The organism is Pseudomonas sp. B26(2017) (genome assembly GCF_002113045.1).
Classification (GTDB): Bacteria; Pseudomonadota; Gammaproteobacteria; order Pseudomonadales; family Pseudomonadaceae; genus Aquipseudomonas.
On the sequence record NZ_NEJJ01000020.1, the window covers coordinates 80,846 to 107,622 of the forward strand.

29 protein-coding genes are annotated in these 26,777 nt (G+C 61.1%); 18 read left to right on the plus strand and 11 right to left on the minus strand.

Going from position 1 to position 26,777, the window contains the following annotated elements:
• The first annotated feature begins 397 nt into the window (after window positions 1-397).
• Window positions 398-1,906 carry a malate dehydrogenase (quinone) gene (mqo, locus tag CAF79_RS25475; protein WP_085700870.1) on the plus strand — a complete coding sequence of 503 codons (1,509 nt, stop codon included), beginning with the start codon at window positions 398-400 and terminating at the stop codon, window positions 1,904-1,906.
• A gap of 75 nt (window positions 1,907-1,981) precedes the next feature.
• Here mqo and CAF79_RS25480 read toward each other — a convergent pair whose 3' ends face one another.
• From CAF79_RS25480 to CAF79_RS25490, 3 genes are all read right to left on the minus strand, one after another.
• Complete coding sequence (locus CAF79_RS25480) at window positions 1,982-2,269, minus strand: PA4642 family protein (protein ID WP_085700871.1); 288 nt, start codon at window positions 2,267-2,269, stop codon at window positions 1,982-1,984.
• Between the two features lie 63 nt (window positions 2,270-2,332).
• Entirely contained in the window at window positions 2,333-2,812 is a 480-nt protein-coding gene (locus CAF79_RS25485; RefSeq protein WP_085700872.1) for a hypothetical protein, read from the minus strand.
• Window positions 2,813-2,994: 182 nt separating this feature from the next.
• Window positions 2,995-3,552, minus strand: a complete 558-nt coding sequence (locus tag CAF79_RS25490) for a hypoxanthine-guanine phosphoribosyltransferase (protein WP_085700873.1) — start codon at window positions 3,550-3,552, stop codon at window positions 2,995-2,997.
• Between the two features lie 165 nt (window positions 3,553-3,717).
• Between CAF79_RS25490 and upp the strand changes: the two genes are divergently transcribed.
• Window positions 3,718-4,356 carry a uracil phosphoribosyltransferase gene (gene upp / locus CAF79_RS25495; protein WP_011335903.1) on the plus strand — a complete coding sequence of 213 codons (639 nt, stop codon included), beginning with the start codon at window positions 3,718-3,720 and terminating at the stop codon, window positions 4,354-4,356.
• A 2-nt stretch (window positions 4,357-4,358) separates the two neighbouring features.
• Window positions 4,359-5,633 carry a uracil-xanthine permease family protein gene (locus CAF79_RS25500; RefSeq protein ID WP_085700874.1) on the plus strand — a complete coding sequence of 425 codons (1,275 nt, stop codon included), beginning with the start codon at window positions 4,359-4,361 and terminating at the stop codon, window positions 5,631-5,633.
• Between the two features lie 159 nt (window positions 5,634-5,792).
• On the opposite strand, the gene hemH is transcribed toward CAF79_RS25500, so the two are convergent.
• Together hemH and CAF79_RS25510 are read right to left on the minus strand one after the other, a co-directional pair.
• Window positions 5,793-6,818 (minus strand): ferrochelatase, encoded by a 1,026-nt coding sequence (gene hemH, locus CAF79_RS25505; RefSeq protein ID WP_085700875.1) that lies wholly within the window; start codon window positions 6,816-6,818, stop codon window positions 5,793-5,795.
• 13 nt (window positions 6,819-6,831) lie between these two features.
• Window positions 6,832-7,734: a TIGR01777 family oxidoreductase gene (locus tag CAF79_RS25510; protein ID WP_085700876.1), complete on the minus strand. Its 903-nt coding sequence runs from the start codon at window positions 7,732-7,734 to the stop codon at window positions 6,832-6,834.
• 197 nt (window positions 7,735-7,931) lie between these two features.
• Here CAF79_RS25510 and CAF79_RS25515 point away from each other — a divergent pair, with 197 nt between their 5' ends.
• The 12 genes from CAF79_RS25515 (at window position 7,932) to CAF79_RS25570 (ending at window position 17,960) form a co-directional block, all read left to right on the plus strand.
• Complete coding sequence (locus CAF79_RS25515; protein ID WP_007951687.1) at window positions 7,932-8,918, plus strand: NAD(P)/FAD-dependent oxidoreductase; 987 nt, start codon at window positions 7,932-7,934, stop codon at window positions 8,916-8,918.
• Window positions 8,915-9,130 (plus strand): TIGR02450 family Trp-rich protein, encoded by a 216-nt coding sequence (locus CAF79_RS25520; protein WP_085700877.1) that lies wholly within the window; start codon window positions 8,915-8,917, stop codon window positions 9,128-9,130. The genes CAF79_RS25515 and CAF79_RS25520 overlap by 4 nt, the downstream gene beginning before the upstream one ends.
• Window positions 9,131-9,240: 110 nt before the next feature.
• A complete protein-coding gene (locus CAF79_RS25525; protein WP_085700878.1) occupies window positions 9,241-10,203 on the plus strand; it encodes a DUF523 and DUF1722 domain-containing protein in 963 nt (320 codons plus the stop codon).
• Window positions 10,203-11,144: a MerR family transcriptional regulator gene (locus tag CAF79_RS25530; RefSeq protein WP_085700879.1), complete on the plus strand. Its 942-nt coding sequence runs from the start codon at window positions 10,203-10,205 to the stop codon at window positions 11,142-11,144. The genes CAF79_RS25525 and CAF79_RS25530 overlap by 1 nt, the downstream gene beginning before the upstream one ends.
• A 20-nt stretch (window positions 11,145-11,164) precedes the next feature.
• On the plus strand, window positions 11,165-12,610 hold the full coding sequence (gene phrB, locus CAF79_RS25535; RefSeq protein ID WP_139832631.1) for a deoxyribodipyrimidine photo-lyase: 1,446 nt from the start codon (window positions 11,165-11,167) through the stop codon (window positions 12,608-12,610).
• Window positions 12,603-13,025 carry a nuclear transport factor 2 family protein gene (locus tag CAF79_RS25540; protein WP_085700881.1) on the plus strand — a complete coding sequence of 141 codons (423 nt, stop codon included), beginning with the start codon at window positions 12,603-12,605 and terminating at the stop codon, window positions 13,023-13,025. Before phrB ends, CAF79_RS25540 begins: the two co-directional genes overlap by 8 nt.
• Window positions 13,022-13,804 (plus strand): SDR family oxidoreductase, encoded by a 783-nt coding sequence (locus CAF79_RS25545; RefSeq protein WP_085700882.1) that lies wholly within the window; start codon window positions 13,022-13,024, stop codon window positions 13,802-13,804. Before CAF79_RS25540 ends, CAF79_RS25545 begins: the two co-directional genes overlap by 4 nt.
• Window positions 13,801-15,048 (plus strand): NAD(P)/FAD-dependent oxidoreductase, encoded by a 1,248-nt coding sequence (locus CAF79_RS25550; protein WP_085700883.1) that lies wholly within the window; start codon window positions 13,801-13,803, stop codon window positions 15,046-15,048. The genes CAF79_RS25545 and CAF79_RS25550 overlap by 4 nt, the downstream gene beginning before the upstream one ends.
• Window positions 15,045-15,860 (plus strand): DUF1365 domain-containing protein, encoded by an 816-nt coding sequence (locus tag CAF79_RS25555; protein WP_085700884.1) that lies wholly within the window; start codon window positions 15,045-15,047, stop codon window positions 15,858-15,860. The genes CAF79_RS25550 and CAF79_RS25555 overlap by 4 nt, the downstream gene beginning before the upstream one ends.
• Entirely contained in the window at window positions 15,847-17,118 is a 1,272-nt protein-coding gene (locus tag CAF79_RS25560) for a cyclopropane-fatty-acyl-phospholipid synthase family protein (protein WP_085700885.1), read from the plus strand. Before CAF79_RS25555 ends, CAF79_RS25560 begins: the two co-directional genes overlap by 14 nt.
• Window positions 17,111-17,602, plus strand: coding sequence for a DUF2878 domain-containing protein (locus CAF79_RS25565; protein ID WP_085700886.1), 492 nt, complete (start codon window positions 17,111-17,113; stop codon window positions 17,600-17,602). Before CAF79_RS25560 ends, CAF79_RS25565 begins: the two co-directional genes overlap by 8 nt.
• A 52-nt stretch (window positions 17,603-17,654) precedes the next feature.
• Window positions 17,655-17,960, plus strand: coding sequence for a YkgJ family cysteine cluster protein (locus CAF79_RS25570; protein WP_007951707.1), 306 nt, complete (start codon window positions 17,655-17,657; stop codon window positions 17,958-17,960).
• Window positions 17,961-18,015: 55 nt separating this feature from the next.
• Here CAF79_RS25570 and CAF79_RS25575 read toward each other — a convergent pair whose 3' ends face one another.
• The 6 genes from CAF79_RS25575 to hemA all read right to left on the minus strand — a co-directional run bounded on the left by CAF79_RS25575 (window position 18,016) and on the right by hemA (window position 23,375).
• Window positions 18,016-18,534 carry an acyloxyacyl hydrolase gene (locus CAF79_RS25575; protein ID WP_085700887.1) on the minus strand — a complete coding sequence of 173 codons (519 nt, stop codon included), beginning with the start codon at window positions 18,532-18,534 and terminating at the stop codon, window positions 18,016-18,018.
• Between the two features lie 111 nt (window positions 18,535-18,645).
• On the minus strand, window positions 18,646-19,437 hold the full coding sequence (gene murI, locus CAF79_RS25580; protein ID WP_085700888.1) for a glutamate racemase: 792 nt from the start codon (window positions 19,435-19,437) through the stop codon (window positions 18,646-18,648).
• Window positions 19,430-20,185: a molybdopterin-synthase adenylyltransferase MoeB gene (locus CAF79_RS25585; protein WP_085700889.1), complete on the minus strand. Its 756-nt coding sequence runs from the start codon at window positions 20,183-20,185 to the stop codon at window positions 19,430-19,432. The genes murI and CAF79_RS25585 overlap by 8 nt, the downstream gene beginning before the upstream one ends.
• Window positions 20,179-21,009 carry a peptide chain release factor N(5)-glutamine methyltransferase gene (prmC, locus tag CAF79_RS25590; RefSeq protein WP_085700890.1) on the minus strand — a complete coding sequence of 277 codons (831 nt, stop codon included), beginning with the start codon at window positions 21,007-21,009 and terminating at the stop codon, window positions 20,179-20,181. The genes CAF79_RS25585 and prmC overlap by 7 nt, the downstream gene beginning before the upstream one ends.
• On the minus strand, window positions 21,010-22,092 hold the full coding sequence (prfA, locus tag CAF79_RS25595; RefSeq protein ID WP_085700891.1) for a peptide chain release factor 1: 1,083 nt from the start codon (window positions 22,090-22,092) through the stop codon (window positions 21,010-21,012). It abuts the gene before it with no gap.
• Window positions 22,089-23,375: a glutamyl-tRNA reductase gene (gene hemA / locus CAF79_RS25600; RefSeq protein WP_085700892.1), complete on the minus strand. Its 1,287-nt coding sequence runs from the start codon at window positions 23,373-23,375 to the stop codon at window positions 22,089-22,091. The genes prfA and hemA overlap by 4 nt, the downstream gene beginning before the upstream one ends.
• Window positions 23,376-23,557: 182 nt before the next feature.
• Between hemA and CAF79_RS25605 the strand changes: the two genes are divergently transcribed.
• The 3 genes from CAF79_RS25605 to ispE are packed head-to-tail and all read left to right on the plus strand — an operon-like array spanning window position 23,558 to window position 26,758.
• Window positions 23,558-25,282: a tetratricopeptide repeat protein gene (locus CAF79_RS25605; protein ID WP_085700893.1), complete on the plus strand. Its 1,725-nt coding sequence runs from the start codon at window positions 23,558-23,560 to the stop codon at window positions 25,280-25,282.
• Between the two features lie 3 nt (window positions 25,283-25,285).
• Complete coding sequence (gene lolB / locus CAF79_RS25610; protein ID WP_085700894.1) at window positions 25,286-25,903, plus strand: lipoprotein insertase outer membrane protein LolB; 618 nt, start codon at window positions 25,286-25,288, stop codon at window positions 25,901-25,903.
• 3 nt (window positions 25,904-25,906) lie between these two features.
• Window positions 25,907-26,758 carry a 4-(cytidine 5'-diphospho)-2-C-methyl-D-erythritol kinase gene (gene ispE, locus CAF79_RS25615; protein WP_085700895.1) on the plus strand — a complete coding sequence of 284 codons (852 nt, stop codon included), beginning with the start codon at window positions 25,907-25,909 and terminating at the stop codon, window positions 26,756-26,758.
• The last annotated feature ends 19 nt before the right edge of the window (window positions 26,759-26,777 follow it).

Genomic DNA, 26,777 nt, shown 5'->3' on the forward strand with positions numbered 1-26,777 from the left:
CTTCAAAAGAGCGTGAAAAAAACGGGTTTTCACAACTTCACAAGAGTGTGGCGAGCAAATGAATAGTTTTGCGTCTGAACATGCACCATTAGCGTCTGAAACAGCCCAACGACACAGGAACGGGAACGCCTCGAATACCGGAGCCTGAAGCCTGTCCGCTACGGATTTGGTTGCACAAACGGATGTCTCGACCATAAGTCGAATTGCCAGCCGCGTGCCGAAATGAGTTCATGGAACTCTTTAAGCCAGGCCGCACGCATCCGTCGAAGTTGCGAAAAATTGCGAAGATTCGGACATGGCACACCTGACCAAGGATACCCGGGGCCCAACTGACCTGCCCTGGACGCCTGGCAGCCATGCCGACAATTTGGTGCTGCAGATTTTGGAGACGCGTTAAATGGCGCATAACGAAGCAGTCGACGTAGTTCTGGTTGGGGCCGGCATCATGAGTGCCACCCTCGCAGTACTGCTCAAAGAGCTCGACCCGGCGATCAAGCTGGAAGTCGTCGAGCTGATGGATTCCGGTGCCGCGGAGAGTTCCAACCCATGGAACAACGCCGGTACCGGCCACGCCGGCCTGTGCGAGCTGAACTACACGCCGCAGGCTGCCGACGGCACCGTCGACATCAAGAAGGCCGTGCACATCAACACCCAGTTCGAGGTGTCGAAGCAGTTCTGGTCGTACCTGACCAAAAAGGGCACGTTCGGCTCATGCAAATCCTTCATCAGCCCTGTGCCGCATCTGAGTTACGTCGAGGGTGAGAAAGGCGTGTCGTTCCTCAAGGAACGCTTCAACGTGCTGCACAAGCACCACGCTTTCGCCGACATGGAATACACCGAAGACAAGGCGAAGATGGCCGAGTGGATGCCGCTGATGATGCCGGGTCGTCCGAAAGACCAGGTACTCGCCGCCACCCGCGTGATCAACGGCACCGACGTCAACTTCGGCGCCCTGACCAATCAGTTGCTCAAGCACCTGACCAGCGCACCCGATGCTCAGGTCAAGTACTGCAAGCGCGTGACCGGCCTCAAGCGTAACGCCAACGGCTGGACCGTCAGCATCAAGGACGTCAACAGCGGCAACACCCGTGAAGTCGACGCCAGGTTCGTGTTCCTCGGCGCTGGTGGCGCGGCCCTGCCGCTGCTGCAAGCCTCGGGCATCGAAGAAAGCAAAGGCTTCGGCGGCTTCCCGATCAGCGGCCAGTGGCTGCGTTGCGACAACCCGGAAGTGGTCAAGCATCACCAGGCCAAGGTTTACAGCCTGGCCGCCGTGGGTTCGCCGCCGATGTCGGTACCGCACCTGGACACCCGCGTGGTCGACGGCAAGAAATCCCTGCTGTTCGGGCCATACGCCGGTTTCACCACCAAGTTCCTCAAGCACGGTTCCTTCATGGACCTGCCGCTGTCGGTTCGCGCCGGCAACATTGGCCCGATGCTGGCCGTGGCGAAAAACAACATGGACCTGACCAAGTACCTGGTCAGCGAAGTGATGCAGTCGATGGAGCAGCGCCTGGAATCCCTGCGTCGTTTCTACCCGGAGGCGAAAGCCGAAGACTGGCGCCTGGAAGTGGCCGGCCAAAGGGTGCAGATCATCAAGAAAGACCCGAAAAAAGGCGGCATCCTGCAGTTCGGTACCGAACTGGTCGCGGCGAAGGACGGCTCGCTCGCCGCCCTGCTCGGCGCTTCGCCAGGCGCTTCGGTGACCGTTTCGATCATGCTGGAACTGATCGAGAAATGCTTCCCGGAAAAGGCCAAGGGTGAGTGGGCTGCCAAACTGGCGGAAATCTTCCCGGCCCGCGAAAAGGTCCTGGAAACCGACGCTGCGCTGTATCGCAAGATCAACACGCAGAACAACGTCGCGCTGGAACTGGTTGAAGCCAGCAACGAGACCGAAAGCTACGCCTGATTCGGCTCCATGAAAAAACGCCCCGCACTCGGTGAGTGCGGGGCGTTTTTTATGCCTGTGGAAAACTTCGGGCTATCAGCCGCGCGCTTTCTCGATCAGCTCGATGTATTCCGCCGCGTTGCGTTGATCGCGGATCTGGTCGACGAAGGTCTTGCCGTGCTCGTCCTTGCCATCCAGGTCATAACCGGCTGCAACGAAGAACGTCAGGAAACGCTCGAAATCGTCGATGCGCAGGCCACGGTAAGCCTTGACCAGCTTGTGCAGCGACGGCGAGGTGGCGTCGACCGGCTCAAAATCGAGGAACAGCTTGATCTGCTCATCGCCGATCTCGTCACCAATCACTTGCTTCTTATCTTTACGCATTGCCGACTCCAGCTCGCAGACATTTCACGGGGCGGGCAGTTTACCCCTGCACAGGCACAAGGCTCAACGCGAGCGCGTGCTGCCGGTGTGCAAATCGGCCCAGATGTGGCCGTTGGCGTAACTGAGGAACTGCACGTACACGGTGTCATTGCGCAGCAGGTCGATGATTACCCGGTACTGGGCCAGCGGATAGAACAGCGTCAGCGTCTTGCTCTTGTCGTCATACACCGGTTTTTTCAGGCTTTTGCTTTCGCCATCGAAGTTGACCAGCACCTGATTGATCGTCGCGCCCTTGTTCAGGAACTTGCCTTTGAGGCGGATCATCAGCGGCGAGGTCACCGGGATCGGCTGCTGATTGGACTGACGCTGGGTGCCCACGACGACCGAATAATCGGTGACCTGCAACAGTTGCTGCTGCTCGGGTTCGGCATCGCGCAGGGTCAGGTCGTCCGGCGGCAGGAACTGGCTGTGCATCGGGGCGGCGGCCAAAGGCAGGCTGAGGGTCAGCAACAGGGCGATGGCGCTGCGGATCAAAAGGCTCATGACAGGCTCCGGGGGCGGGGCCGAGCACTCTAGCATGGGTATTGCGGATGGATCAGCACACGCAAAACAACTGTGGGAGCGTGGCTTGCCCGCGAAAGCGTCGATTAATCCGACATCAATGTGTCAGACAATCCGCCATCGCGGGCAAGCCCGCTCCCACAGGGATCGGGGATTACCCGCAATTACATGCCTTTGACGGCGAAGATCCCGTTGGCGTTGCGCCAGTAGCCTTTGTAGTCCATGCCGTAACCGAAGATGTAGCGGTCAACGCACGGCAGGCCGACGAAGTCGGCTTTCAGGTCAGGACGGGCCTTGCGGTCGTGGTCCTTGTCGATCAGCACGGCGGTGTGCACTTTGCGCGCGCCGGCGTGACGGCAGAAGTCGATGATCGCGCCCAGGGTGTGACCTTCGTCGAGGATGTCGTCGATGATCAGCACGTCGCGGTCGATGAACGAGACTTCCGGCTTGGCTTTCCAGAACAGGTCGCCGCCGCTGGTTTCGTTGCGATAACGGGTGGCGTGCAGGTAGGACGCTTCCAGCGGGAACTGCAGATGAGTCAGCAGTTTGCCGGAGAAGATCAGGCCGCCGTTCATCACGCAGAACACCACCGGGTTGCTGTCGGCCAGTTGTTCGTTGATTTGTGCACCGACGCGGGCAATGGCAGCCTCGACTTCAGCTTCGGTGTACAGGCAGTCAGCCTCTCGCATGATTTGACGGATATGCTCGAGATCAGCGGACATGGCGCTCTCCAGGGGGGACGGATTTCGGAAAAGCGGGCAAAGGTACGCATCAACCGGAGCCGAATCAAGCATTTGTGGACTAACGTACTGTATGTCCTATAGGACATCACCCTCGGATAGATTAATCTAGGCCGGTTTTTTTGCCCGCCGCCGGAGCCTTTCCCCATGTCCATCCAAGAGATCCGCCATCCGCTGATCCGTCACAAACTTGGCCTTATGCGCCGTGCAGACATCAGCACCAAGAATTTCCGTGAGCTCGCTCAGGAAGTCGGTGCCCTGTTGACCTATGAAGCTACCAAAGACCTGCCGCTGGAAACCTACGATATCGAAGGTTGGTGCGGCACGGTGTCGGTCGAGAAAATCGCCGGCAAGAAGATTACCGTCGTGCCGATCCTGCGTGCCGGCATCGGCATGCTCGAAGGTGTGCTGAGCCTGATCCCGGGCGCAAAGGTCAGCGCCGTCGGCGTTGCCCGTAACGAAGAAACCCTGCAGGCCCATACCTATCTGGAAAAACTGGTTCCGGAAATCGACGAACGCCTGGCGATGATCATCGACCCGATGCTCGCCACCGGCAGCTCCATGGTTGCGACCATCGACCTGCTGAAGAAGGCCGGTTGCAAGGACATTCGCGCGATGGTGCTGGTGGCCGCGCCGGAAGGCATTGCCGCTGTCGAGCAGGCTCACCCGGACGTGATCATCTACACCGCGTCCATCGATCAGAAACTCAACGAGCACGGTTACATCATTCCTGGGCTTGGCGATGCCGGTGACAAGATTTTCGGCACCAAGCAGAAGGACGCGTAAGCATGCAGCAAGAGTTTAACGATCCGCTCTGGCGCACGGTGCTGTCCGGCGCACAGATGCTGTTCGTGGCTTTCGGCGCCCTGGTGCTGATGCCACTGATCACGGGCCTGGACCCGAACGTGGCACTGTTTACCGCAGGTCTGGGCACGATTTTGTTCCAGATCGTCACCGGGCGTCAGGTGCCGGTATTCCTGGCGTCGAGTTTCGCCTTCATCACCCCGATCATTCTCGCCAAGGGCCAGTTCGGCCTCGCCGCGACCATGGGCGGCGTGATGGCGGCCGGTTTCGTCTACACCTTCCTCGGCCTTGCCGTGAAGATCAAAGGCACCGGTTTCATTGACCGTCTGCTGCCGCCGGTGGTGATTGGCCCTGTGATCATCTCCATTGGCCTGGCCATGGCGCCGATTGCCGCGAACATGGCGATGGGCAAGGCCGGCGACGGTTCGGAGCTGATCCATTACCAGACCGCGATGATGATCTCGATGCCGGCGCTGCTGACCACGCTGGTCGTGGCGGTGTTCGGCAAGGGAATCTTCCGTCTGGTGCCGATCATTTCCGGCGTGCTGGTGGGCTTTGCCCTGTCCTTCTACTTCGGCGTGGTCGACACCGCGAAGATTGCCGCGGCACCGTGGTTCGCCCTGCCCGCCTTCACCGCACCGGAATTCAACTGGCAGGCGATCCTGTTCATCGTCCCGGTGGCGCTGGCCCCGGCCATCGAACACATCGGCGGCGTGATTGCAGTCGGCAGCGTGACCGGTCGCGACTACCTGAAGAAGCCGGGCCTGCATCGCACCCTGCTGGGTGACGGCATCGCCACCACCGCAGCCGGCCTGTTCGGCGGTCCGCCAAACACCACCTACGCGGAAGTGACCGGCGCGGTGATGCTGACCAAGAACTACAACCCGAAAATCATGACCTGGGCGGCGATCTTCGCCATCGCCCTGGCATTCATCGGCAAGTTCGGGGCCCTGCTACAAAGCATTCCGGTACCGGTGATGGGCGGGATTCTGTGCCTGCTGTTCGGTTCGATTGCGGCGGTGGGGATGAACACCCTGATCCGTCACAAGATCGACCTGGGCGAGGCGCGCAATCTGGTGATCGTTTCGGTGACCCTGGTGTTCGGTATCGGCGGTGTGCTGGTCGGCACCGGCACAGGTCCCGACGACTTCGGCCTCAAAGGCATCGCGCTGTGTGCGGTGGTGGCGATTGCGCTGAACCTGCTGCTGCCGGGCAATGACGGCTGGAAGCAGAAGAAGGCGGATGAGCCGCTGATCTAAGCCCTAGCTTCAAGATCGTTCCCACGCGGATCACCCCACACTGATCGTTCCCACGCTCCGCGTGGGAATGCCTCTGGGGACGCTCCGCGTCCAGTGACGCGGAGCGTCACGGGCTGCATTCCCACGCGGAGCGTGGGAACGATCAATCATCTACGATCATCAAAGGGCCAGTGGCGCCCGTTCGCACAGCGTTGCCAATGCCTTCGCCCATTGCGGGTCATCATTCAGGCATGGCACCAGCACCAACTCCTCTCCCCCTGCCTCCCGGAACTGTTCCTTGCCGCGATCGCCGATCTCTTCCAGGGTCTCGATGCAATCGGCAACGAACGCCGGGCACATGACCAGAATCTTCTTCACGCCGCTTTTGGCCAGTTCATCCAGCCGCGCTTCGGTGTAGGGTTCGATCCATTTCGCCCGGCCCAGCCGCGATTGAAACGACACCGACCACTTGCCGTCCGGCAGCCCCATGCGCTCAGCAAACAACGCCGCCGTGCGCAGGCACTGGGCGCGATAACAGGTGGCCAAGACGGCAGCCGAAGCGTTTTTGCAGCAATCTTCATTCTTGAAGCAATGATTGCCGGTCGGGTCGAGCTTGGTCAGGTGCCGCTCCGGCAAACCGTGGAAGCTGAGCAACAGGTGATCGTAATCCTGCTGCAAGTGCGGCTTGGCGCTCGCCACCAGCGCGTCGAGGTATTCCGGCTGATCGTAGAACGGCTGCAACACCGACAGTTGCACATCGAGCTTCTTCTCGCGCAGCACGCGCCTGGCTTCTTCGATCACCGTGGTCGTGGTGCTGTCGGCGAACTGTGGATAAAGCGGTGCGAGGGTAATGCGTTTGTGCCCCGCCGCGACCAGCTTCAACAGGCTTGTCTCGATCGACGGCTCGCCGTAACGCATGGCCAGCTCAACCGGGCCGTGAGTCCACTGCGCCTTCATCTGCTGTTGCAGACGACGGCTGAGCACCACCAGCGGCGAACCTTCCTCCCACCAGATCGAGGCGTAGGCATGGGCCGACTGCTCGGGGCGCTTGATCAGGATCAGCGACACCAGCAGACGTCGTACCGGCCACGGCAGGTCGATCACGTATGGGTCCATCAAAAATTGATTGAGGTAGCTGCGCACGTCGGCCACCGAAGTGGAGGCCGGCGAACCCAGGTTGACCAGAAGCAAGGCGTGATCGGTCATGCAACGTCCTATTTCAGAGGCGGCCGGAAAGATCGTCCAGGGCCGCGCGTAAATCCGTGAACCGGAAAGTGAATCCCGCTTCCAGCAAGCGTTTCGGCGTGGCCCGTTGGCCACCCAGTAACAGCAATGACATCTCGCCGAGCCCGACCTTCAAGGCGAGGGCCGGCATCGGTATGAACGCCGGGCGGTGCAGCACGCTGCCCAGCGTCCTGGCAAATTCGCGATTGCGCACAGGGTTCGGCGCGCACGCATTATAAGGACCGCTCGCCTGATTGCGGTGCAGAAGAAAATCAATCAGAGCGATTTGGTCATCGATATGAATCCACGGCATCCACTGCCGACCGTTGCCCAAAGGCCCGCCCAGCCCAAGCTTGAACGGCAGCAGCAGGCGCGACAAAAAGCCGCCCTCGGCCGACAGCACCAGCCCGGTGCGCACCAGCACCACGCGAATGTCCATCGCTTCGGCGCGCTGCGCGGTTTCCTCCCAGGCGATGCACAACTGGCTGGCGAAATCATCGATCACCGGTGGCGAGTCTTCGGTCAACTCGCGCTCGCCGCCGTTACCATACCAACCCACGGCAGAACCCGAGATCAGCAGCGATGGTTTCTGTCCGCGATTTTCCAGCCACGCCAGCAACGATTCGGTCAACGTGATCCGGCTGCTCCACAACAGCGCCTTGCGTCGATGAGTCCACGGCCGGTCGGCAATCGGCGCGCCGGCGAGGTTGACGATCACGTCGACCGGCTCATCGCCAAGGTCCTCCAGATGCGCGACTCCACGCACCTGGGCGCCACAGATTTTCGCGACTTTTTCCGGACGACGACTCCAGACTGTCAGGCGATGCCCCTGCCCGGACCAGTGCCGGCAAAGCTGACGTCCGATCAATCCAGTACCGCCGGTCAGCAATATGTGCATGACTTCTTCCTCGCGTGGCGTTTTACCCCGATCACTAGTCTATTTTTATAAACAGGGATCTTTTCTATCGGGCAGGCTCTATTGTTTAACCATAGGCCAAGCTGTCAGAACCAGAACGCTGGAAGTTATACCAAAAAACAAAATTGTACAGGTTTCATCGACGGCGTAGTCTGTACAGAAAGGTAAACGAGGCCCCTATGACTGTACCTATCGCAATCATTGGCACCGGCATCGCCGGACTCTCCGCCGCCCAGGCCCTGACGGATGCCGGGCATACCGTTCAGTTGTTCGATAAAAGCCGCGGCAGCGGCGGACGCATGTCGAGCAAACGCAGCGACGCAGGCTCTCTGGACATGGGCGCGCAATACTTCACCGCCCGTGATCGGCGCTTCGTGACTGAAGTTCAGCGCTGGCAAAGCAAGGGCTGGGTCGCCGAATGGGCCCCGCAGCTCTACACCTTTCACGGCGGGCAGTTGAATCTGTCACCGGACGAACAGACCCGCTGGGTCGGCACGCCGCGCATGAGCGCCATCACCCGGGGCCTGCTCGATGGGCTGGAAGTGCATTTCGCCTGCCGGATCACCGAGGTCTATCGCGGCGAAGAACACTGGCATCTGCAGGACGCCGAAGGCTTTACCCACGGGCCGTTCAGCCATGTGGTGATCGCCACGCCGGCGCCGCAGGCCACTGCCCTGCTGGCCGCTGCGCCGAAACTCGCCGGTGCCGCTGCCGGGGTGAAAATGGACCCGACCTGGGCCGTCGCCCTGGCCTTCGACACGCCGCTGGATACGCCGATCGAAGGCTGCTTCGTCCAGGACAGCGCACTCGACTGGCTGGCCCGCAACCGCAGCAAACCGGGCCGCGACACCACGTGCGATACCTGGGTCCTGCACGCCACCAGCGCCTGGAGCCGACAACACATCGACCTGCCCAAGGAAGCGGTGATCGAACAATTGCACGGCGCCTTCGCCGAATTGCTGCACAGCGCCATGCCGGCCCCGACCTTCAGCCTCGCCCACCGCTGGCTCTATGCCCGCCCGGCCAGCAGCCATGAATGGGGCACCCTGGCCGACGCCGATCTGGGCCTGTACGCCTGTGGCGACTGGTGCCTGTCGGGTCGCGTCGAAGGGGCCTGGCTCAGTGGTCAGGAGGCGGCAAGACGCTTGCACGAACACCTGCAGTGAATCGCATCAATCCGCGCAAATTGCTGCTGTCGAAATGGACAGCAGCCCACCCGCAAAACCGTGAAAAGCATTTTCTGGTGACCGAACTGTTCCGCGACGAGGACGGCACGGTGCTGGAAATCGAGTTGCAGGCAGTGCTGACCCGGCGTACCGAGCAATGCCACTGGCATGCTCTGCAAGATGATTCACGCTGGAAAATGGGCTGGTGCTGAAAATCGCATAAACTTGTACAAACCATTTGACTTGTACACCTTTGAATCTATGCTTGAAGAATGTTGTACAGATTTACTCGTCTGTACAGGTTCAGATTCGAGGTTGCTGCATGTCCGACTCATCGACGTCCCTGCCAAAAATCGCCATCAGCGCCTGCCTGATGGGGGCCGAAGTTCGCTACAACGGTGGCCACAAGGAGTCGCGGCTGTGCAGCCGCACCCTGGCCGAGCATTTTGAATTCGTTCCGGTATGTCCTGAAGTAGCGATCGGCCTGGGAATTCCTCGCGAGCCGATCCGGCTGGTGGGCGACCCCGCCCGGCCTGAAGCGGTCGGCACCGTCAATCCAGCGATCAATGTCACTCAGCCACTGGCCGCTTACGGCGAGAAAATGGCCGGGGAGCTCAGTGACATCTGCGGCTACATCTTTATGCAGCAATCGCCATCCTGCGGACTGGAGCGGGTCAAGGTCTACCACTCCAACGGCGCACCGGTGAATGGTGGCGGGCGCGGCATTTACGCCGAGGCGTTCTGTGCACAGCACCCGGACCTGCCGGTGGAAGAAGCCGGGCGTCTTAACGATCCGGTGCTGCGGGAAAATTTCATCACCCGCGTACTCGCCTACCGCGAATGGCAGCAAGTGCTCAAGCAAGGCTTGAGCCGCCGCGCCCTCACCGACTTTCACTCGCGCTACAAATACCTGCTGATGGCCCACAACCCGGTGCAATACAAGGCGCTGGGCAGTCTGCTGGGCAACATGGGCCGGACCGACCCGATCGAGCTCGGCCCACGCTATTTCAGCGAACTGATGGCAGCGCTGAAGAAATGCGCCACCCGCCGCACCCACAGCAATGTCCTGCAGCACATCAGTGGCTATCTGAAGCAGGTCATCAGCCCCGAAGAAAAACAGGAAGTGCAACACATCATCGGTCAGTACCGGCACGGCATCGTGCCCCTGGTGGTGCCGCTGACGTTGCTCAAGCATCACTTTCGCCTCCACCCGGATCCCTACATTGCGCAGCAGGTGTACCTGCAACCGCATCCGGAAAACCTCAGCCTGCGAAACGCCATTTGATGAACGACTCACTCGACACCAGCGCCCGTGAAGACCTCGGCGCCGACTTCAAGAAAGCCCTCGACGAAGGCTGGCTGCCGATTCGCGAAGTCGCACGCCAGACCGGCGTGAATGCCGTGACTCTGCGCGCCTGGGAACGCCGCTACGGGCTGATCGTTCCGCACCGCACGCCCAAGGGCCATCGCCTGTACAGCGCCGACCACGTGCAGCGGATCCAGAACATCCTCACCTGGCTCAACCGGGGTGTTGCGGTCAGCCAGGTCAAACCATTGCTCGATACGGCGCAGGCGTTCAACGAACCGGTGGAGGACGAATGGCATCCGCTGCGCCAGGCCGCCCTTCTGGCAGTCACTCACCTGAACGAGCGCAGCCTCGACGACTGCATCAACCAGGCGATGGCGCTGTACCCGCCGCGCACCCTTTGCGAGCAATTGCTGCTGCCGCTGCTGAGCGATCTCGAACAGCGCTGGCAAGGCCAGTTTGGCGCGCAGATGGAGCGCGTGTTCTTTTTTGCCTGGTTGCGCAGCAAATTCGGCGCGCGCATCTACCATAACAATCGTCAGTTGCGCACCGCGCCGCTGCTGCTAGTCAATCAGTCGGATCTGCCACTGGAACCGCACCTGTGGCTCTGCGCCTGGCTGATCAGCAGCGCCGATTGCCCGGTGCAGGTGTTTGACTGGCCGCTGCCGGCCGGAGAGCTGGCGCTGGCAACCGATACCCTGCAAGCCCGTGGCGTCCTGCTGTATTCCAGCAAAGCCCTGAGCCTTGCGCAGCTGCCGAAACTGTTGAATGGCATCAGCTGCCCAAAACTGATTGCCGGACCAACGGTGTGCATTCACCACGCCGAGTTGTCCGCAAGAACTTCCGAAATCACTGACCTGCTCCTGGCCGAGGACCCTCTTTCGGCGCATCGGGTACTCATTCAGCGTGGGTTGATTTAATGATTCAGGCAGAGACCGACATGCAATTGATCTGGCTGCGCAGCGACCTGCGCCAACACGACAACACCGCCCTCGCGGCCGCCGCCGAGCGTGGCCCGACCGTGGCCGTGTATCTGTTGAGCCCGCAGCAATGGCAGGAACATGACGACGCGCCGTGCAAGGTCGATTTCTGGCTGCGCAATTTGCGCGAGCTGAGCAAAAGCCTGGGCGACCTGAACATCCCGCTCCTGATCCGCACCGCGCCTCACTGGGATCAGGCACCCGACGTGCTGCTCGAACTGTGCCGGCAGCTGAAGATCGATGCCGTGCACGTCAACGAGGAATACGGCATCCACGAAAGCCGTCGCGATGCCGCCGTCGCCGAGGCGTTGCAAGCGGCAGGCATAACCTTCCACAGCTACCTCGACCAATTGCTGTTCAAGCCAGGCAGCGTTCTGACCAAGACCGGTACCTACTTTCAGGTGTTCAGCCAGTTCCGCAAGGTTTGCTACGAACGCCTGCACCGCTCGATGCCTTCGCTCAAACAAGCGCCGGGAAAACAATCGGCGCTGAACATCGCCAGCGACACCGTTCCGCAAGCCATCGAAGGATTCCCGACACCCGACGAATCCCTGCGCGCCCTGTGGCCCGCCGGTGAAGCCGAGGCCCGACGGCGCCTCGACACGTTCGCCGATGCGCAGATCGATTACTACAAGAGCGAGCGCGACTTCCCGGCCAAACCCGGCACCAGCCAGCTTTCGGCCTATCTGGCCGCTGGCGTGATTTCGCCACGCCAATGCCTGCACGCCGCCCTGCAAAGCAATCAGGGCGAATTCGAAAGCGGCAAGGTCGGGGCTGTCACCTGGATCAACGAACTGCTGTGGCGCGAGTTCTACAAACACATCCTCGTCGGATATCCGCGGGTTTCACGGCATCGCGCATTCCGCCCGGAAACCGAAGCCCTGGCCTGGCGCGACGCCCCCGAGGACCTGGCCGCCTGGCAAGAGGCCCGCACCGGCTTGCCGATCATCGACGCGGCCATGCGCCAACTGCTGGAAACCGGCTGGATGCACAACCGCCTGCGGATGGTGGTGGCAATGTTTCTGACCAAGAACCTGTTGATCGACTGGCGCGAGGGCGAGCGTTTCTTCATGCGCCACCTGATCGACGGCGACCTGGCCGCCAACAACGGCGGCTGGCAGTGGAGTGCTTCGACCGGTACCGATTCGGCGCCTTACTTCCGCATCTTCAACCCGGTCAGCCAGTCGGAAAAATTCGACAGCGAAGGCTTGTTCATCAAGCACTGGCTGCCGGAGCTGGCCGGGCTGAACAAGAAAGAAGTCCACGACCCGGCCAGTGCCGGCGGGCTGTTCGGCGTGGCGGACTATCCGGCGCCGATCGTCAATCTGGGTGCATCACGGGAACGGGCGCTGGCAGCCTTCAAGAACCTGCCGTCGCGATCGCCGCAAGGAGAGAGCGATGAGTGAATTTCTGCGCGGTTTTGCCCAGCGGTTCGCACAGTTGAACAAAGACAACCTGCGAAACCTGAACGAACTGTACAGCGAAGACATTCATTTCACCGATCCACTGCATGAAGTGCAGGGGCTGACGAACTTGCGCGGTTATTTCAGCGAGTTGTACGCCAACGTCAACGAACTGCGCTTCGATTTCCACGGATTCGACCAGATCGGCGACGGCGAAGGTTATTTGCGTTGGGTCATGAGCTACCGCCACCCGCGTCTGAGCGGCGGGCAGCTGATCCGCGTCGCCGGCTGCTCACATTTGCTCTGGAGCGACAAGGTTTACCGCCACCGGGATTACTTCGATGCCGGAGCGCTGCTTTATGAACATTTACCTGTATTGGGCCGAGTGATCGCTTGGCTGAAAAGGAGATTGGGATGAGTCGTACAGCTCCACGGCGTTATTGGCTGACCGGCGCCAGCAGTGGCATTGGTGCAGCATTGGCAGAAGAAATCCTCAAGACCGGCGCACATCTGGCGGTCAGTTCCCGCCAGGTCGCGCCGCTCAAGGTGTTGTCGCAACGTTATCCGGGACAGGTGCTGGTGGTACCCGGCGACCTGACCAACAGCCAGACCGTGCGCGAGATCGGCGAACAGATCGCACACGACTGGGGGGCGCTGGACTCGGTCATCCTCAACGCAGGCACTTGCGAATACGTCGACGCTCGTCAGTTCGACGCCACGATCATCGAACACGTGGTGCGCACCAACCTGCTTGCCAGCAGCTATTGCATCGAAGCCGCCCTGCCCTTGCTGCGCAAAGGTACGGCGCCGCATCTGGTGGGGATGGCCAGCTCGGTGACTTATGTGCCGCTGCCCCGCGCCGAAGCCTATGGCGCATCGAAGGCCGGGCTACGTTATCTGTTCGAATCCCTGCGTATCGACCTCGCCGACGAAGGCATTGACGTCACGGTAATCAGCCCTGGTTTCGTCGACACACCGCTGACCGCCAAGAATGATTTTCCGATGCCGCTCAGCTGGCCTGTGGAAAAAGCCGCGCGGCATATCTTCGCCAAACTGAAGGATCGCCCGCTGGAGATCGCTTTCCCGGCGCTGTTCATCGCCGCCCTGTGGCCCTTGTCGAAAATGCCCGCGCGCGTACAACTGGCGATTGGCAAACGCATGGTGCGCAGCAACCCGCCGCTCAGGGATGCAACATGAAAATCGCCATCGTCGGTAGCGGCATCGCCGGTTTGACCTGCGCGTATCTGCTCGCTCGTCGACATGAAATCACCGTGTTCGAAGCCGACGCCCGGGTCGGTGGTCACACGCACACGGTGCCGGTGACCGTGGACGGACGCGACTACGCAGTGGACACCGGCTTCATCGTGTTCAACGACTGGACGTATCCCAACTTCATTCGTTTGCTCGGCCAGTTGGGCGTGGCGTTCAAGCCTACCGAAATGAGTTTTTCGGTGAACGATCCCGACACCGGCCTGGAATACAACGGCAATAACCTGAACAGCCTGTTCGCCCAGCGCAGCAATCTGTTGTCGCCCGGATTCTGGGGCATGTTGCGTGACATCCTGCGGTTCAATAAAGAAGCCCGGCGCGACCTTGCCGAACAGCGAATCGCCGCCGACACCACCCTCGACGACTACTTCAAGGCTGGCGGTTACGGCGAGCGCTTCATCCTGCATTACATCGTGCCGATGGGAGCGGCGATCTGGTCAATGCCGATGGCCGAGATGCTCAATTTTCCATTGCAGTTCTTCGTGCGCTTTTTCGAGAATCACGGGTTGCTGTCGATCAGCAACCGGCCGCAGTGGCAGGTGATCGAGGGCGGGTCCAGTGCCTACATCGCGCCGCTGACCGCGTCGTTCAAGGAGCGCATCCGCCTGAACTGCTCGATAGGCCGGATCGATCGCGATGCGCACGGCGTGGTTATCCACAGCCCCGCCGGCATCGAACGTTTCGACAAAGTGGTGCTGGCCTGCCACAGCGATCAGGCGTTGCGACTGCTGGGAAATCCTGACGATAAAGAACGGGCAATCCTCCGTGCCCTGCCCTATGCCGACAATGAAGTGGTGCTGCACACCGACACCCGCCTGCTGCCCGCGCGCAAACGGGCCTGGGCCAGCTGGAATTATCGCCTCGGCGGCGCCGGTCATACCCAGGCCGCCGTGACCTACGACATGAACATCCTGCAAGGCATCCAGAGCGACACCACCTTCTGCGTCAGCCTCAACCAGAGCGCCGGGATCAGCCCGTCCAAAGTGCTCGCGCGCTTCACCTACGCCCACCCGCAATTCAGCCTCGCGGCGGTGGCGGCGCAACAACGCTGGGCCGAAATCGACGGCTCGCAGCACACGCATTATTGCGGTGCCTATTGGGCCAACGGTTTCCATGAAGATGGCGTGGTCAGCGCCTTGCGCGTCGCCGCAGCTTTCGGAGAAAGCCTGTGAACAGCGCGCTCTACAGTGGCTGGATCGCCCATCGGCGATTTGCTCCGCGCCGTCATGAATTCCGTTACCGGATCGGCATGTTGTACCTCGATCTGGCTGAACAGGAGGCGGTGCTGGGCCTGTCGCGACTGGCGGGTGCCAGCCGCTTTGCGCCGTTCTCATTTCGCGAAACCGACTACCTGAAAACCTTCACCGGCCGGGGTGTACGCCTGAGCGATGCGGTGCGCCGCTTGGTTGGCGAAGCCCTGGGCCACGCGCCGCAAGGTTCGATCTGCCTGCTGACCCAGCCGCGCAGCTGGGGCCTGTCGTTCAACCCGGTGAGTTTTTTCTATTGCCACGAAGCCGACGGCCAATTGGCTGCGATTCTCTGCGAAGTCACCAACACGCCGTGGCGCGAGCGTTATCACTACGTGCTGCCGGCTCGGGCGCCGACCGATTTGCATGACTTTCACCAGCACTTTGCGGTGACCAAGGCATTTCACGTGTCACCGTTCCTGCCGCCGGATCTGGAATACCGCATGCGTTTCAGCCCAGCCGCGCAGACTCTGGGCGTGCACATGGCCGACTGGCAAGGCGAGCGAAAACTGTTCGACGCCACCCTCGACCTGCGACGCGAACCCCTTGATCGGCGCCACCTGCACCGGCACTTGTGGCGCTTTCCCTGGATGACCGCCAAGACCGCGCTGGCGATCTATTGGCAAGCATTGCGCCTGCTGCTCAAGCGCACCCCGGTGTATGACCACCAGCGCGCCGACGACCATTTTCGAACCGCCACCGTACCGACCAAGGAACGCCACCATGAAATCCACTAGCGTCTCGGCCAAAGCCAGCCTGTTCAGCCCCCACGGTTTGAGCAGTTCGCTGCTGCGCCGGGGAGTACTGCGCCAGTTGGAGCAGCTCAAACAGGGCCAACTGATCGTCATCGAGGACGGCGAACGTCACGTCTTCGGTACGCCGGGCAGCGCGCTGGTGGGGGAAATTCAGGTGCTGGATCCCGCCGCCTGGGGCCTGGTCGCGAGCAATGGTTCGATTGGTGCCGGCGAGGCTTTTATTCATGGTTACTGGCGCTCGCCGGATCTGACGGCAGTGGTGCGGGTCTTCGTCAGCAACCTTGAAGTGCTCGACGCAATGGAAGGTGGCCTGGCCCGGCTCAGTCGCCCGCTGGTGCGCGGGCTGCACTGGCTCAATCGCAATACGCGCAAGGGCTCGCAGAAAAACATCGCCGCTCATTACGACCTCGGCAATGACCTGTTCGAGCAGTTTCTCGACCCGACCATGATGTACTCGGCCGCGCAGTTTCTCCGCCCGGACGACAGCCTGGAGCAGGCGCAACTGAACAAACTGGAGCGGATCTGCCAGAAGCTTGCGCTCAAGCCCGACGACCATCTGCTGGAAATCGGCACCGGCTGGGGAAGCATGGCGCTGTACGCGGCGCAGCGTTACGGCTGCAAAGTCACCACCACCACGCTGTCGAAGGAGCAATTCGCCTTCACCGCCGCCCGTATCGAACGCCTCGGCTTGCAGGATCAGGTGACGCTGTTGCTCAAGGACTACCGCGACCTCACCGGCCAGTACGACAAACTGGTGTCGATCGAGATGATCGAAGCGGTCGGCCACCGCTTCCTGCCGACTTACTTCAAACAGTGCGCACACCTGCTCAAGAGCAACGGCCTGATGCTGCTGCAAGCGATCACTATCCGCGAACAGCGCTACGAGCAGGCGCGCCGTAGCGTGGACTTCATCCAGCGTTACATTTTTCCCGGCGGCGCCCTGCCCTGCGTGCAGAAAATGCTCGAGATCGTCAGCCGCGACACCGACATGAATCTGTTGCACATGGAAGATTTCGGCCTGCACTACGCCCGTACCCTGCGTCTGTGGCACGAGAATTTTCGGCAGGCTCACGGGCGTCTGACCGAGCTGGGCTATGACGATTACTTCCTCAGGCTGTGGGAGTTCTACCTGTGTTATTGCGAGGGCGGATTCCTCGAACGCACCATCGGCACCGCGCAACTGGTGCTGGCCAAACCGGCGGCCATGACCGCGCCTTTGCTGGGCCGGTTCGATGCTTGAGCGGTTAGCCAACGCAGTCCTGTTCCAGATCGGCTGGCTGGCCTGCGTGCTCGGCGGTAACAGTTTGTGGTTGCTGCTGGCGCTGACGGTGCTGGTGGTTCATCTGCGCTGGATCAGCAGCTGGGCGCATGAAGGCCGGTTGATCCTCAGCGTGGTGATTATCGGCACGGCGGTGGACAGCGCGCTGCGCGGCCTCGGGGTTTTCGAGTTCAAGGATACGTCGCCACTGATTCCGCTGTGGCTGATGTTGCTGTGGGCGTTGTTTGCCACGACGTTGCGTCATTGCCTGCAATGGAGCGCACGGCCGTGGTGGCTGGCCAGTCTGCTTGGCGCGGCAGGGGGCGCGCTGTCCTATGGCGCCGGCGGACGACTGGCCGGCGTGCAATTTCCTTTCGGTGAACTCCCCAGCCTGATTGGCATCGCGCTGCTGTGGGCGTTGCTGTTTCCGCTGCTGCACCAATTGTCCCGGCGGCTGGCGCGCTGAACGCCTGTCAGGCCTTTCACACGGTCGCCGGTCACTGCCGTACACTGGCGCCATGAAAACCATTCCCCATCGGCAAATCGCTGAGCCCGAGGTCACCTGCTCGACCTGTGCAGCCTGCTGTTGTCAGCTCGAAGTGATGCTGATCACCGACACCGGCGTACCCGAGCGTTTTATCGATACCGACGATTGGGGTGGTGAAGTGATGCTGCGTCTGGACGACGGTTGGTGCGCGGCGCTGGATCGCGACACGATGATGTGTACGATCTACGAGAAGCGCCCGCTGATCTGCCGCGAGTTTGAAATGGGCGCGCCGGAATGCATCGATGAACGCCAGGGTATTGCCACGGCGTATCGCTGATTACAAAAAAAGGAGCGCTGAGCGCTCCTTTTTTCCTGGGCTTAACTTTCGAGGTTTACAGCGGCATCGTGTAATGCAGTGCGTAGCTTTCAACCCCGTCGTTGTCGCTGCTCAGACCGGCGTTGGAATAGTGCGTCGCACGGATCCCCACCTCATGCCCGCCATTGAAGCGCAGGCCGAAACCGATACGGTCCTCGAACTGGAAGGAACCGCCGAGCTTGTTGTCTTCGTACTCGGTGTTGGAAAACAGCGCCACGCCGATCCCCGCCTCGACATACGGCTTGACCGATTGACCGGCGAACTCGTACACAAATACCGGCGAGAACGAAAGGCTGTTGTTGCTGGAGGTCTTGTCACCTTCCCAGTAGGTGTAGGCGCCACTCCAGTAACCGGTCAGACGACCGACGTCGCTTTGCAGCCAGCTTTTGTCCCAATCGAAATTCATACCCAGGCGATAAGTCATCGTCGAATCGCTGGTACCACCCACTGCAAACTCGACGCCAGCAGCTTGTGCGGTAAAACTTTGCCCCATCAGTGCAGCCGCAATCGCGGCCAAGCAGAATAGTCGCTTCACGTTGAAACTTCCTTTTCGGAACGATCGTTTGGTTTTCTAGGTCACTCTGCGCTATAGAAATCTGCGCTTGGTCAGAAGTTCAGCTGACTTTTTAGATATTTCACATTTTTTTTACAAGGTGAATTTTTCGACGTCGCCGGCGACCTGCCCCAACAGCACCAGCGTGTTGCGCAAAGACGCGGGGTCGGCGCTGGTCCAAAATCTGACCGGTCGGTTCGGCCCTTCGGCGAGCAGGTCACGCTCGGCCAGCAACCGTTGCAATTGCCGCGCTACCGCCGCGCCCGTATCGATCAGGCTGATGCTCTCGGGGATCATCGACTTGAGCATCGGTTTGAGAAACGGATAGTGGGTGCAGCCCAGGATGATCGTGTCGCATCCGTTGGCGAGAAGTGGATCGACGTAGTGCTTGAGCAAGGCTCGCAACTGGGGACTGTGCAGATCGCCGCTTTCAATCAGCTCCACCAGTCCGGGGCACGGTTGAGTGATGACCCGCACATCCGTGGCGAAGCGGTCGAGCAGCGCCGCAAATTTCGCACTCTGCAAGGTGCCCGTGGTGGCGAGTACGCCCACCATCCCGCTGCGAGTGGCAGCAGCGGCCGGTTTGACCGCCGGCTCCATGCCGACAATCGGCCACTCGGGGAAATCCCGGCGCAGATCGGCCACGCCGGCCACGGTCGCAGTGTTGCAGGCGATCACCAGCGCCTTGGCGCCCTGCTCCCGGAAAAAACCGGCCATCACGCTGCAACGCTGGCGGATGAATTCAGGGGTTTTCTCGCCATAAGGAATATGGCCGCAGTCGCCGAGGTACAGCAGCGATTCATTCGGCAGCAGGTGCTGGATTTCCGCCAGCACCGATACACCACCGACGCCGGAATCGAATACGGCGATCGGCGCTTCACGCATGCTGCGAACCACAGACGCTGCAACCGGGATCGCGCTTGACCCGCAGCTCACGGAAACGCGAGCCCAATGCATCGATCAACAGCAGACGGCCCACCAGCGGCTCGCCGAACCCCGCCAGCAACTTCAAGGCTTCCAGCGCTTGCAGGCTGCCGACCAGACCCACCAGCGGCCCGACCACGCCGGCTTCGCTGCAAGTCAGTTCGGCTTCGCTGCCGTGACCGTACAGGCAGTGGTAGCACGGGCTATCGGCGCGATGTGGGTCGAACACCGAAAGCTGTCCTTCGAGGCGAATCGCGGCGCCGCTGACCAAAGGCCTGCGCGCGGCCACGCAGGCGGCATTGACCGCTTCGCGGGTGGAGAAGTTGTCCGAGCAGTCGAGCACCAGATCCACCGCCGCCACGGCTGCGGCGAGGCAATCCTCGTCCAGCGCCTGGCGATGGGGCACCAGTTTGATTTCGGGATTGATCGCGCTCAGGCGCTTGAGCGCCGAGTCGACCTTGGTCATACCGACGCTGTCGGTGTCGTGGATGATCTGGCGTTGCAGATTGGTCAGATCGACCGTGTCGAAATCCGCCAGGTGCAACTCACCGACACCCGCCGCCGCCAGATACAAGGCAACCGGCGCACCGAGACCACCGAGGCCGACAATCAACACCCGACTGTCCTTGAGCTTCAACTGGCCATCGATGTCGATGTGTTGCAGCAGGATCTGCCGACTGTAGCGCAACAATTCCTGATCATTCAGCACGGCAGACGCCCCAGGCTGATCCGTTGATGGCCGCCCAGATCGGAGCGGCTGTGGACTTCTTCGAAACCTTGGGTCAGCAGCAGATCGCGCACGGCTTCGGCTTGATCATAGCCGTGTTCGAGCATCAGCCAGCCACCGGCCTCCAGATGGGCTGGCGCCTGGGCGATGATCAGACGCAGATCGTCGAGCCCGTCGACGCCGGCCACCAAGGCGCTTTCCGGTTCGAAACGCACGTCGCCTTCCACCAGATGCGGATCGGCGGCGCGGATGTACGGCGGATTGCTGATGATCAACTCGAAACGCTTGCCTTCGAGGGCACTGAACCAGTGACTGCTCAGTACCGTCGCGTTGTTCAGGTGCAGGCGCTGGCGATTGCGCTCGGCCAGGGCCACGGCTTCCAGCACCCGATCCACGGCGGTGACCTGCCACGCCGGGCGCTCGCTGGCCAGGGCCAGGGCGATCGCCCCGCTGCCCGTGCCGAGGTCGAGAACTTTGGCCGGGGTCGCCGGCAGCAGTTCCAGCGCGGCTTCCACCAGCAGTTCGGTGTCCGGGCGCGGGATCAGCGTGTGCGGGGCGACTTCCAGATCAAGCTTCCAGAAACCCTGCTGCCCCAGAATGTAAGCCACCGGCTCACCACTGCGACGACGTTGCAGGTACTCGGCGAAGACCAGTGCGGCTTCGCTGGGCACGATGCGCTCGGGCCAGGTGTGAAGAAAACTGCGCGACTTGCCCAGCGCGGCGGCCAGAAGCAGTTCGGCGTCCAGACGCGCGGTGGGGGAATCCGGTAGTTCGGCGGCGCGCAACAGGCTGGCGATGATGGTCATTTACTCACCTATCGCTGCGAGCTGGTCGGCCTGGTATTCGGCCAGCAACGGCTCAATCACTGCTTCGACGCCACCGGCGAGGATTTCGTCGAGGGAATACAGGGTCAGGTTGACGCGATGGTCGGTCACCCGGCCCTGGGCAAAGTTGTAGGTGCGGATACGCTCGGAGCGGTCACCGGAACCCACCAGCAATTTACGTTCGCTGGCGATGGCGTTGGCCGCCGCAGCGGTCTGCTGGTCGTTGAGCTTGGCCGACAGCCAGGCCATCGCCCGAGCACGGTTCTTGTGCTGGGAACGTTCTTCCTGGCACTCGACCACAATGCCGGTCGGCAAGTGAGTGATGCGGATCGCCGAGTCGGTCTTGTTGACGTGCTGACCACCGGCCCCGGAGGAACGGTAAGTGTCGACGCGCAAGTCCGCCGGGTTGATCTCGATCGCTTCCTGCTCGTCCGGCTCAGGCAGCACCGCCACGGTGCAGGCCGAGGTGTGGATCCGGCCCTGGGATTCGGTGGCCGGCACGCGCTGTACGCGGTGAGCGCCGGACTCGAACTTCAGCTTGCCGTAGACGTTGTCGCCCTCGACCCGGGCAATGACTTCTTTATAGCCGCCATGTTCGCCTTCGTTTTCCGAGAGAATTTCCACGCGCCAGCCACGTCGTTCGGCGTAACGCGAGTACATGCGGAACAGGTCGCCGGAGAAGATCGCCGCCTCGTCGCCACCGGTGCCGGCGCGGATTTCGAGGAATACGTTGCGCCCGTCGTTGGGATCCTTGGGCAGCAGCATGCGTTGCAGGTCGGATTCCAGCGTAATCAACAGTTCCTTGGCTTCGCGGACTTCTTCCACGGCCATTTCACGCATGTCCGGGTCGCTGTCCTTGAGCAGCGCCTGCGCGCCTTCAAGATCGCTTTGTACGCTGAGCAGCTTTTTATAGGCTTCGACCACCGGCTCGACTTCGGCGTATTCCTTGGAATAGGCGCGGAATTTGGCCTGGTCGGAAATGACTTCGGCGTCGCCGAGCAGCGCGGTCAGTTCCTCGAAACGGTCCTGGAGGATGTCCAGCTTATTGAGCAGTGACGCTTTCATTGCGGTTTTTTATCCGAAAAGCTATCCGGTGAGCCCTCGAGGGCAAAGAGTTCCTGAGCCATGGCCAGCGCATCGAGGCGGCCTTCGGCAGAAAGCTTTTTCAACTGTACGCTCGGGGCGTGCAGGAGTTTGTTGGTCAGGCCACGGGCCAATTGCCCGAGCACGTCTTCAGCGTTGCCGCCGTTGGCCAGCAGACGCAGGGCCTTTTGCAGCTCCTCGTCGCGCAGGCGTTCGCTCTGTTGACGATAGGCCTTGAGCACATCGACCGCTGCCAGCTCGCGCAGACGCACCATGAAGTCGTCGGCACCGACCGAAACCATCTCCTCGGCGGCCTGGGCTGCACCCTGACGGCTCTTGAGGTTTTCGGCGACCACTTCGTGCAGATCGTCGACGCTATAGAGGTAAACGTCGTCGAGCTCGCCGACTTCTGGCTCGATGTCACGGGGAACGGCGATGTCGACCATGAAGATCGGCTTGTGCTTGCGCAGCTTCAGCGCGCTTTCCACAGCGCCTTTACCGAGGATCGGCAACTGACTGGCGGTAGAACTGATCACGATGTCGCTGCGCACCAGTTCGGCCGGGATGTCCGAGAGCAACACCGCGTGGGCACCGAACTGCTCGGCCAGCAGGCTGGCGCGTTCCAGCGTCCGGTTGGCGACCACGATGCGCTTGACCCCGAGGTCATGCAGATGGCGGGCGACCAGGGTGATGGTCTCGCCGGCGCCGATCAGCAGGGCCTGGCTGCGCTGCAGGTCGCTGAAAATCTGTTTGGCCAGGCTGACCGCGGCGAACGCCACGGACACCGGGTTTTCGCCGATGGCGGTGTCGGTACGCACTTGCTTGGCGGCATTGAAGGTCGCCTGGAACAGACGCCCGAGCAGCGGCCCGATGGTGCCGGCCTCGCGAGCCACGGCGTAGGCCGATTTCATCTGGCCGAGAATCTGCGGTTCGCCCAGCACCAGCGAGTCGAGCCCGGAGGCGACGCGCATCATGTGACGAACTGCCGCATCATCTTCGTGCACATAAGCACTCGCGCGCAGCTCATCGAGGCTTAAATGGTGATAGTCGGCCAGCCAGCGCAGCACGATATCGGCCGAAAGCTGATCCTGTTCTATATACAGCTCGCTGCGATTGCAGGTGGAGAGGATCGCAGCTTCGCGGCTGTCGGTGAGTCGGCAGAGCTGCTGCAAGGCCTCCACCAGCTGCTCAGGGGTAAAGGCCACGCGCTCGCGGACGTCTACTGAAGCAGTCTTGTGGTTGATACCGAGTGCAAGGAAGGCCATTCAAGGTCGCTGATGGTGACGTGAAGCCGGCAATTGTCCTACTTCGTCAGATTCAGAACAACTACCGCTGACTATTGTCCCAATTGTCGGCCCCTGTAATGGCCACAATCGAGACTCGGTTATGTTTGGCCGAAGGCTTGTGTCATGATGATCCGACCGCAGGTTAGTCGTCCTCTTCCTATATGAATAGATCTTCCGCGTTGCTCCTCGCTTTTGTCTTCCTCAGCGGCTGCCAGGCCTTGGCCCCCGTTTCGCAGGACGGTGCCTCACCGGTCGAAGACACCACGCCGGCTCCTGAAAAGCCCAAGGTTTACAGCTCGTTCAGCCAGGAAACGGTGTTCAGCCTGCTGACTGCCGAACTCGCCGGCCAGCGCAATCGTTTCGACATTGCCCTGGACAACTACGTGACCCAGGCCATCAACACCCAGGATCCAGGCGTTTCCGAGCGCGCGTTCCGCATCGCCGAGTACCTGGGCGCCGACCAGCCGGCCCTCGATACGGCGCTGATCTGGGCGAAAAACGCCCCGGACGACCTCGAAGCGCAACGCGCAGCCGCCGTACAACTGGCCCGCGCCGGGCGCTATGACGACTCGATGGTCTATATGGAGAAAGTCCTGCAGGGCAAGGGCGACACCCATTTCGACTTCCTCGCGCTGTCGGCTGCCGACACCGATCAGGAAACCCGCAACGGCCTGATGAAAAGTTTCGACCGCCTGTTGCAGCGTCACCCGAACAACAATCAGCTGATTTTCGGCAAGGCCCTGCTGATGCAGCAGGACGGCGACACCCAAGGCGCGCTGACCCTGCTCGAAGACAATCCGCCGGAAGACGGCGAGATCGCCCCGATCCTGCTGCGCGCACGCCTGCTGCAAGGGCTCAACCGCGGCGACGAAGCGCTGCCACTGCTGCAAAAGAGCATCAAGAAGTATCCGGACGACAAACGCCTGCGCCTGACCTACGCACGGATGCTGGTGGAGCAGGACCGGATGGACGACGCCAAGGTCGAGTTCTCCACCCTGGTTCAGCAATACCCGGAAGACGACGAACTGCGTTACTCGCTGGCGCTGGTCTGCCTGGAAGCCAAGGCCTGGGACGAGGCCAAGGGTTATCTGGAAGACCTGATCGCCCGGGAAAGCCATGTCGATTCGGCGCACCTGAACCTGGGGCGCATCGCCGAAGAACGCAACGACCCGCAAGGCGCGCTCATCGAGTACGCCCAGGTTGGCCCCGGCAACGACTATCTGCCGGCGCAATTGCGTCAGGCCGATATTCTGATGAACAACGGCAAGACCGCCGAAGCCCAGAGCAAACTGGCCGCCGAGCGTGACGAGCAGCCGGATTCCGCAATCCAGCTGTATCTGATCGAAGCCGAAACCCTGTCCGCCAACAATCAGGGCGACAAGGCCTGGAAAGTCCTGCAACAAGCGTTGCAGCAGTACCCGGACGATCTGAATCTGCTTTACACCCGCGCGATGCAGGCGGAAAAACGCAATGACCTGGCGCAGATGGAAAAAGACCTGCGCCTGATCATCAAGCGAGATCCGGACAACGCCATGGCCCTCAATGCCCTCGGCTACACCCTGTCCGACCGCACCACCCGCTACGCTGAAGCCAAGGCGCTGATCGAGCAGGCCCACCAGATCAACCCGGAAGACCCGGCGGTGCTCGACAGCCTCGGCTGGGTGAACTTCCGCATGGGCAATCTGGAAGACGCCGAGAAATACTTGCGCCAGGCCCTCGAACGCTTCCCCGATCACGAAGTCGCCGCGCACCTGGGCGAAGTGCTGTGGACCAAGGGCAAGCAGCGCGAAGCGAAACAAATCTGGGGCAAGTTCCTCAAGGACCAGCCTGACAGCACCATCCTGCGCAGCACCATCCTGCGCCTGACCGGATCCGAGACTCTTTAACTCATGTTTTTGCGCCACGTCATAGTTTTCAGCTTCATCGCCCTGCTCGCCGGTTGCGCGGGCTTCGGCGCCCGTGAATCGGTCGAAGGCCACGGCAATCCTGGCCAATGGCGCGAGCACAAACAGCAATTGACCGGCCTTGATGGCTGGCAGATCGACGGCAAGATCGGCATCCGCGCCCCGAAAGATTCGGGCAGCGGCACGCTGTTCTGGCTGCAACGTCAGGATTACTACGACATCCGTCTGTCCGGCCCGCTGGGTCGTGGTGCGGCGCGCTTGACCGGCCGTCCGGGCGCGGTGTCGCTGGAAGTGGCGAATCAGGGCCGTTATGAAGCGCCGACGCCGGAAGCGCTGGTCGAGGAACAACTGGGCTGGAAACTGCCGGTCTCGCATCTGGCCTGGTGGGTTCGCGGCCTCCCGGCACCGGACAGCAAAAGCCGCCTGACCCTGGACGGCAACAGTCGTCTGGCCAATCTGGATCAGGATGGCTGGCAGGTCGAATACCTCAGCTATGCCGAACAGAACGGTTACTGGCTGCCCGAGCGGATCAAGCTGCACGGCGCCGATCTGGACGTGACGCTGGTCATCAAGACCTGGCAACCGCGCAAGTTGGGGCAATAACGCATGACCGCTCCACGCCTCACTTTGCCATCGCCAGCCAAACTCAACCTGATGCTGCACATCCTCGGTCGCCGTGAAGACGGTTATCACGAGTTGCAGACGCTTTTTCAATTTCTCGACTACGGCGACGAAATCACCTTCGCCGTGCGTGACGATGGCGTGATTCGCCTGCACACCGAATTCGAGGGTGTTCCCCACGACAGCAACCTGATCGTGCGCGCGGCGAAAAAACTTCAGGAGCAATCCGGCTGCTCGCTCGGCATCGATATCTGGATCGACAAGATACTGCCGATGGGCGGCGGCATCGGTGGCGGCAGCTCGAACGCGGCCACCACCCTGCTCGGGCTCAATCATTTGTGGCAATTGGGCTGGGATGAGGATCGCCTGGCTGCACTGGGCCTGACGCTGGGCGCCGACGTGCCGGTGTTCGTGCGTGGCCATGCGGCTTTTGCCGAAGGTGTTGGCGAGAAACTGACCCCGGTCGAGCCTGCCGAACCGTGGTACGTCGTACTCGTTCCGCAAGTCTCTGTTAGTACGGCAGAAATTTTTTCAGATCCATTGTTGACACGTAACACGCCGCCCATTAAAGTGCGCCCCGTTCCCGAGGGAAACAGTCGAAATGACTGCTTGCCGGTGGTCGCAAGGCGTTATCCAGAAGTACGTAACGCATTGAATTTGCTAGGTAATTTTACTGAAGCAAAACTCACCGGAACTGGAAGTTGTGTGTTTGGGGGCTTCCCAAGCAAAGCTGAAGCTGATAAAGTCTCGGCCCTTCTGACAGAGACCCTTACAGGGTTTGTAGCAAAAGGAAGCAACGTTTCGATGTTGCATCGCAAGCTGCAAAGTCTGCTCTAAAGGAACCAAGTGCCCGGCA

Bases quoted from the DNA above. Each gene is read 5' to 3' on its own strand.
- CAF79_RS25500 (WP_085700874.1), top strand. From the start codon at position 4,359: ATGCAGCAAGAGTTTAACGATCCGCTCTGGCGCACGGTGCTGTCCGGC.
- CAF79_RS25485 (WP_085700872.1), bottom strand. From the start codon at position 2,812: ATGAGCCTTTTGATCCGCAGCGCCATCGCCCTGTTGCTGACCCTCAGC.
- CAF79_RS25545 (WP_085700882.1), top strand. From the start codon at position 13,022: ATGAGTCGTACAGCTCCACGGCGTTATTGGCTGACCGGCGCCAGCAGT.
- prmC (WP_085700890.1), bottom strand. From the start codon at position 21,009: ATGACCATCATCGCCAGCCTGTTGCGCGCCGCCGAACTACCGGATTCC.
- murI (WP_085700888.1), bottom strand. From the start codon at position 19,437: ATGCGTGAAGCGCCGATCGCCGTATTCGATTCCGGCGTCGGTGGTGTA.
- CAF79_RS25515 (WP_007951687.1), top strand. From the start codon at position 7,932: ATGACTGTACCTATCGCAATCATTGGCACCGGCATCGCCGGACTCTCC.
- prfA (WP_085700891.1), bottom strand. From the start codon at position 22,092: ATGAAAGCGTCACTGCTCAATAAGCTGGACATCCTCCAGGACCGTTTC.
- CAF79_RS25480 (WP_085700871.1), bottom strand. From the start codon at position 2,269: ATGCGTAAAGATAAGAAGCAAGTGATTGGTGACGAGATCGGCGATGAG.
- lolB (WP_085700894.1), top strand. From the start codon at position 25,286: ATGTTTTTGCGCCACGTCATAGTTTTCAGCTTCATCGCCCTGCTCGCC.
- CAF79_RS25565 (WP_085700886.1), top strand. From the start codon at position 17,111: ATGCTTGAGCGGTTAGCCAACGCAGTCCTGTTCCAGATCGGCTGGCTG.
- mqo (WP_085700870.1), top strand. From the start codon at position 398: ATGGCGCATAACGAAGCAGTCGACGTAGTTCTGGTTGGGGCCGGCATC.
- CAF79_RS25570 (WP_007951707.1), top strand. From the start codon at position 17,655: ATGAAAACCATTCCCCATCGGCAAATCGCTGAGCCCGAGGTCACCTGC.
- CAF79_RS25540 (WP_085700881.1), top strand. From the start codon at position 12,603: ATGAGTGAATTTCTGCGCGGTTTTGCCCAGCGGTTCGCACAGTTGAAC.
- CAF79_RS25490 (WP_085700873.1), bottom strand. From the start codon at position 3,552: ATGTCCGCTGATCTCGAGCATATCCGTCAAATCATGCGAGAGGCTGAC.
- CAF79_RS25550 (WP_085700883.1), top strand. From the start codon at position 13,801: ATGAAAATCGCCATCGTCGGTAGCGGCATCGCCGGTTTGACCTGCGCG.
- hemA (WP_085700892.1), bottom strand. From the start codon at position 23,375: ATGGCCTTCCTTGCACTCGGTATCAACCACAAGACTGCTTCAGTAGAC.
- ispE (WP_085700895.1), top strand. From the start codon at position 25,907: ATGACCGCTCCACGCCTCACTTTGCCATCGCCAGCCAAACTCAACCTG.
- CAF79_RS25530 (WP_085700879.1), top strand. From the start codon at position 10,203: ATGAACGACTCACTCGACACCAGCGCCCGTGAAGACCTCGGCGCCGAC.
- CAF79_RS25525 (WP_085700878.1), top strand. From the start codon at position 9,241: ATGTCCGACTCATCGACGTCCCTGCCAAAAATCGCCATCAGCGCCTGC.
- phrB (WP_139832631.1), top strand. From the start codon at position 11,165: ATGCAATTGATCTGGCTGCGCAGCGACCTGCGCCAACACGACAACACC.
- upp (WP_011335903.1), top strand. From the start codon at position 3,718: ATGTCCATCCAAGAGATCCGCCATCCGCTGATCCGTCACAAACTTGGC.
- CAF79_RS25510 (WP_085700876.1), bottom strand. From the start codon at position 7,734: ATGCACATATTGCTGACCGGCGGTACTGGATTGATCGGACGTCAGCTT.
- hemH (WP_085700875.1), bottom strand. From the start codon at position 6,818: ATGACCGATCACGCCTTGCTTCTGGTCAACCTGGGTTCGCCGGCCTCC.
- CAF79_RS25605 (WP_085700893.1), top strand. From the start codon at position 23,558: ATGAATAGATCTTCCGCGTTGCTCCTCGCTTTTGTCTTCCTCAGCGGC.
- CAF79_RS25560 (WP_085700885.1), top strand. From the start codon at position 15,847: ATGAAATCCACTAGCGTCTCGGCCAAAGCCAGCCTGTTCAGCCCCCAC.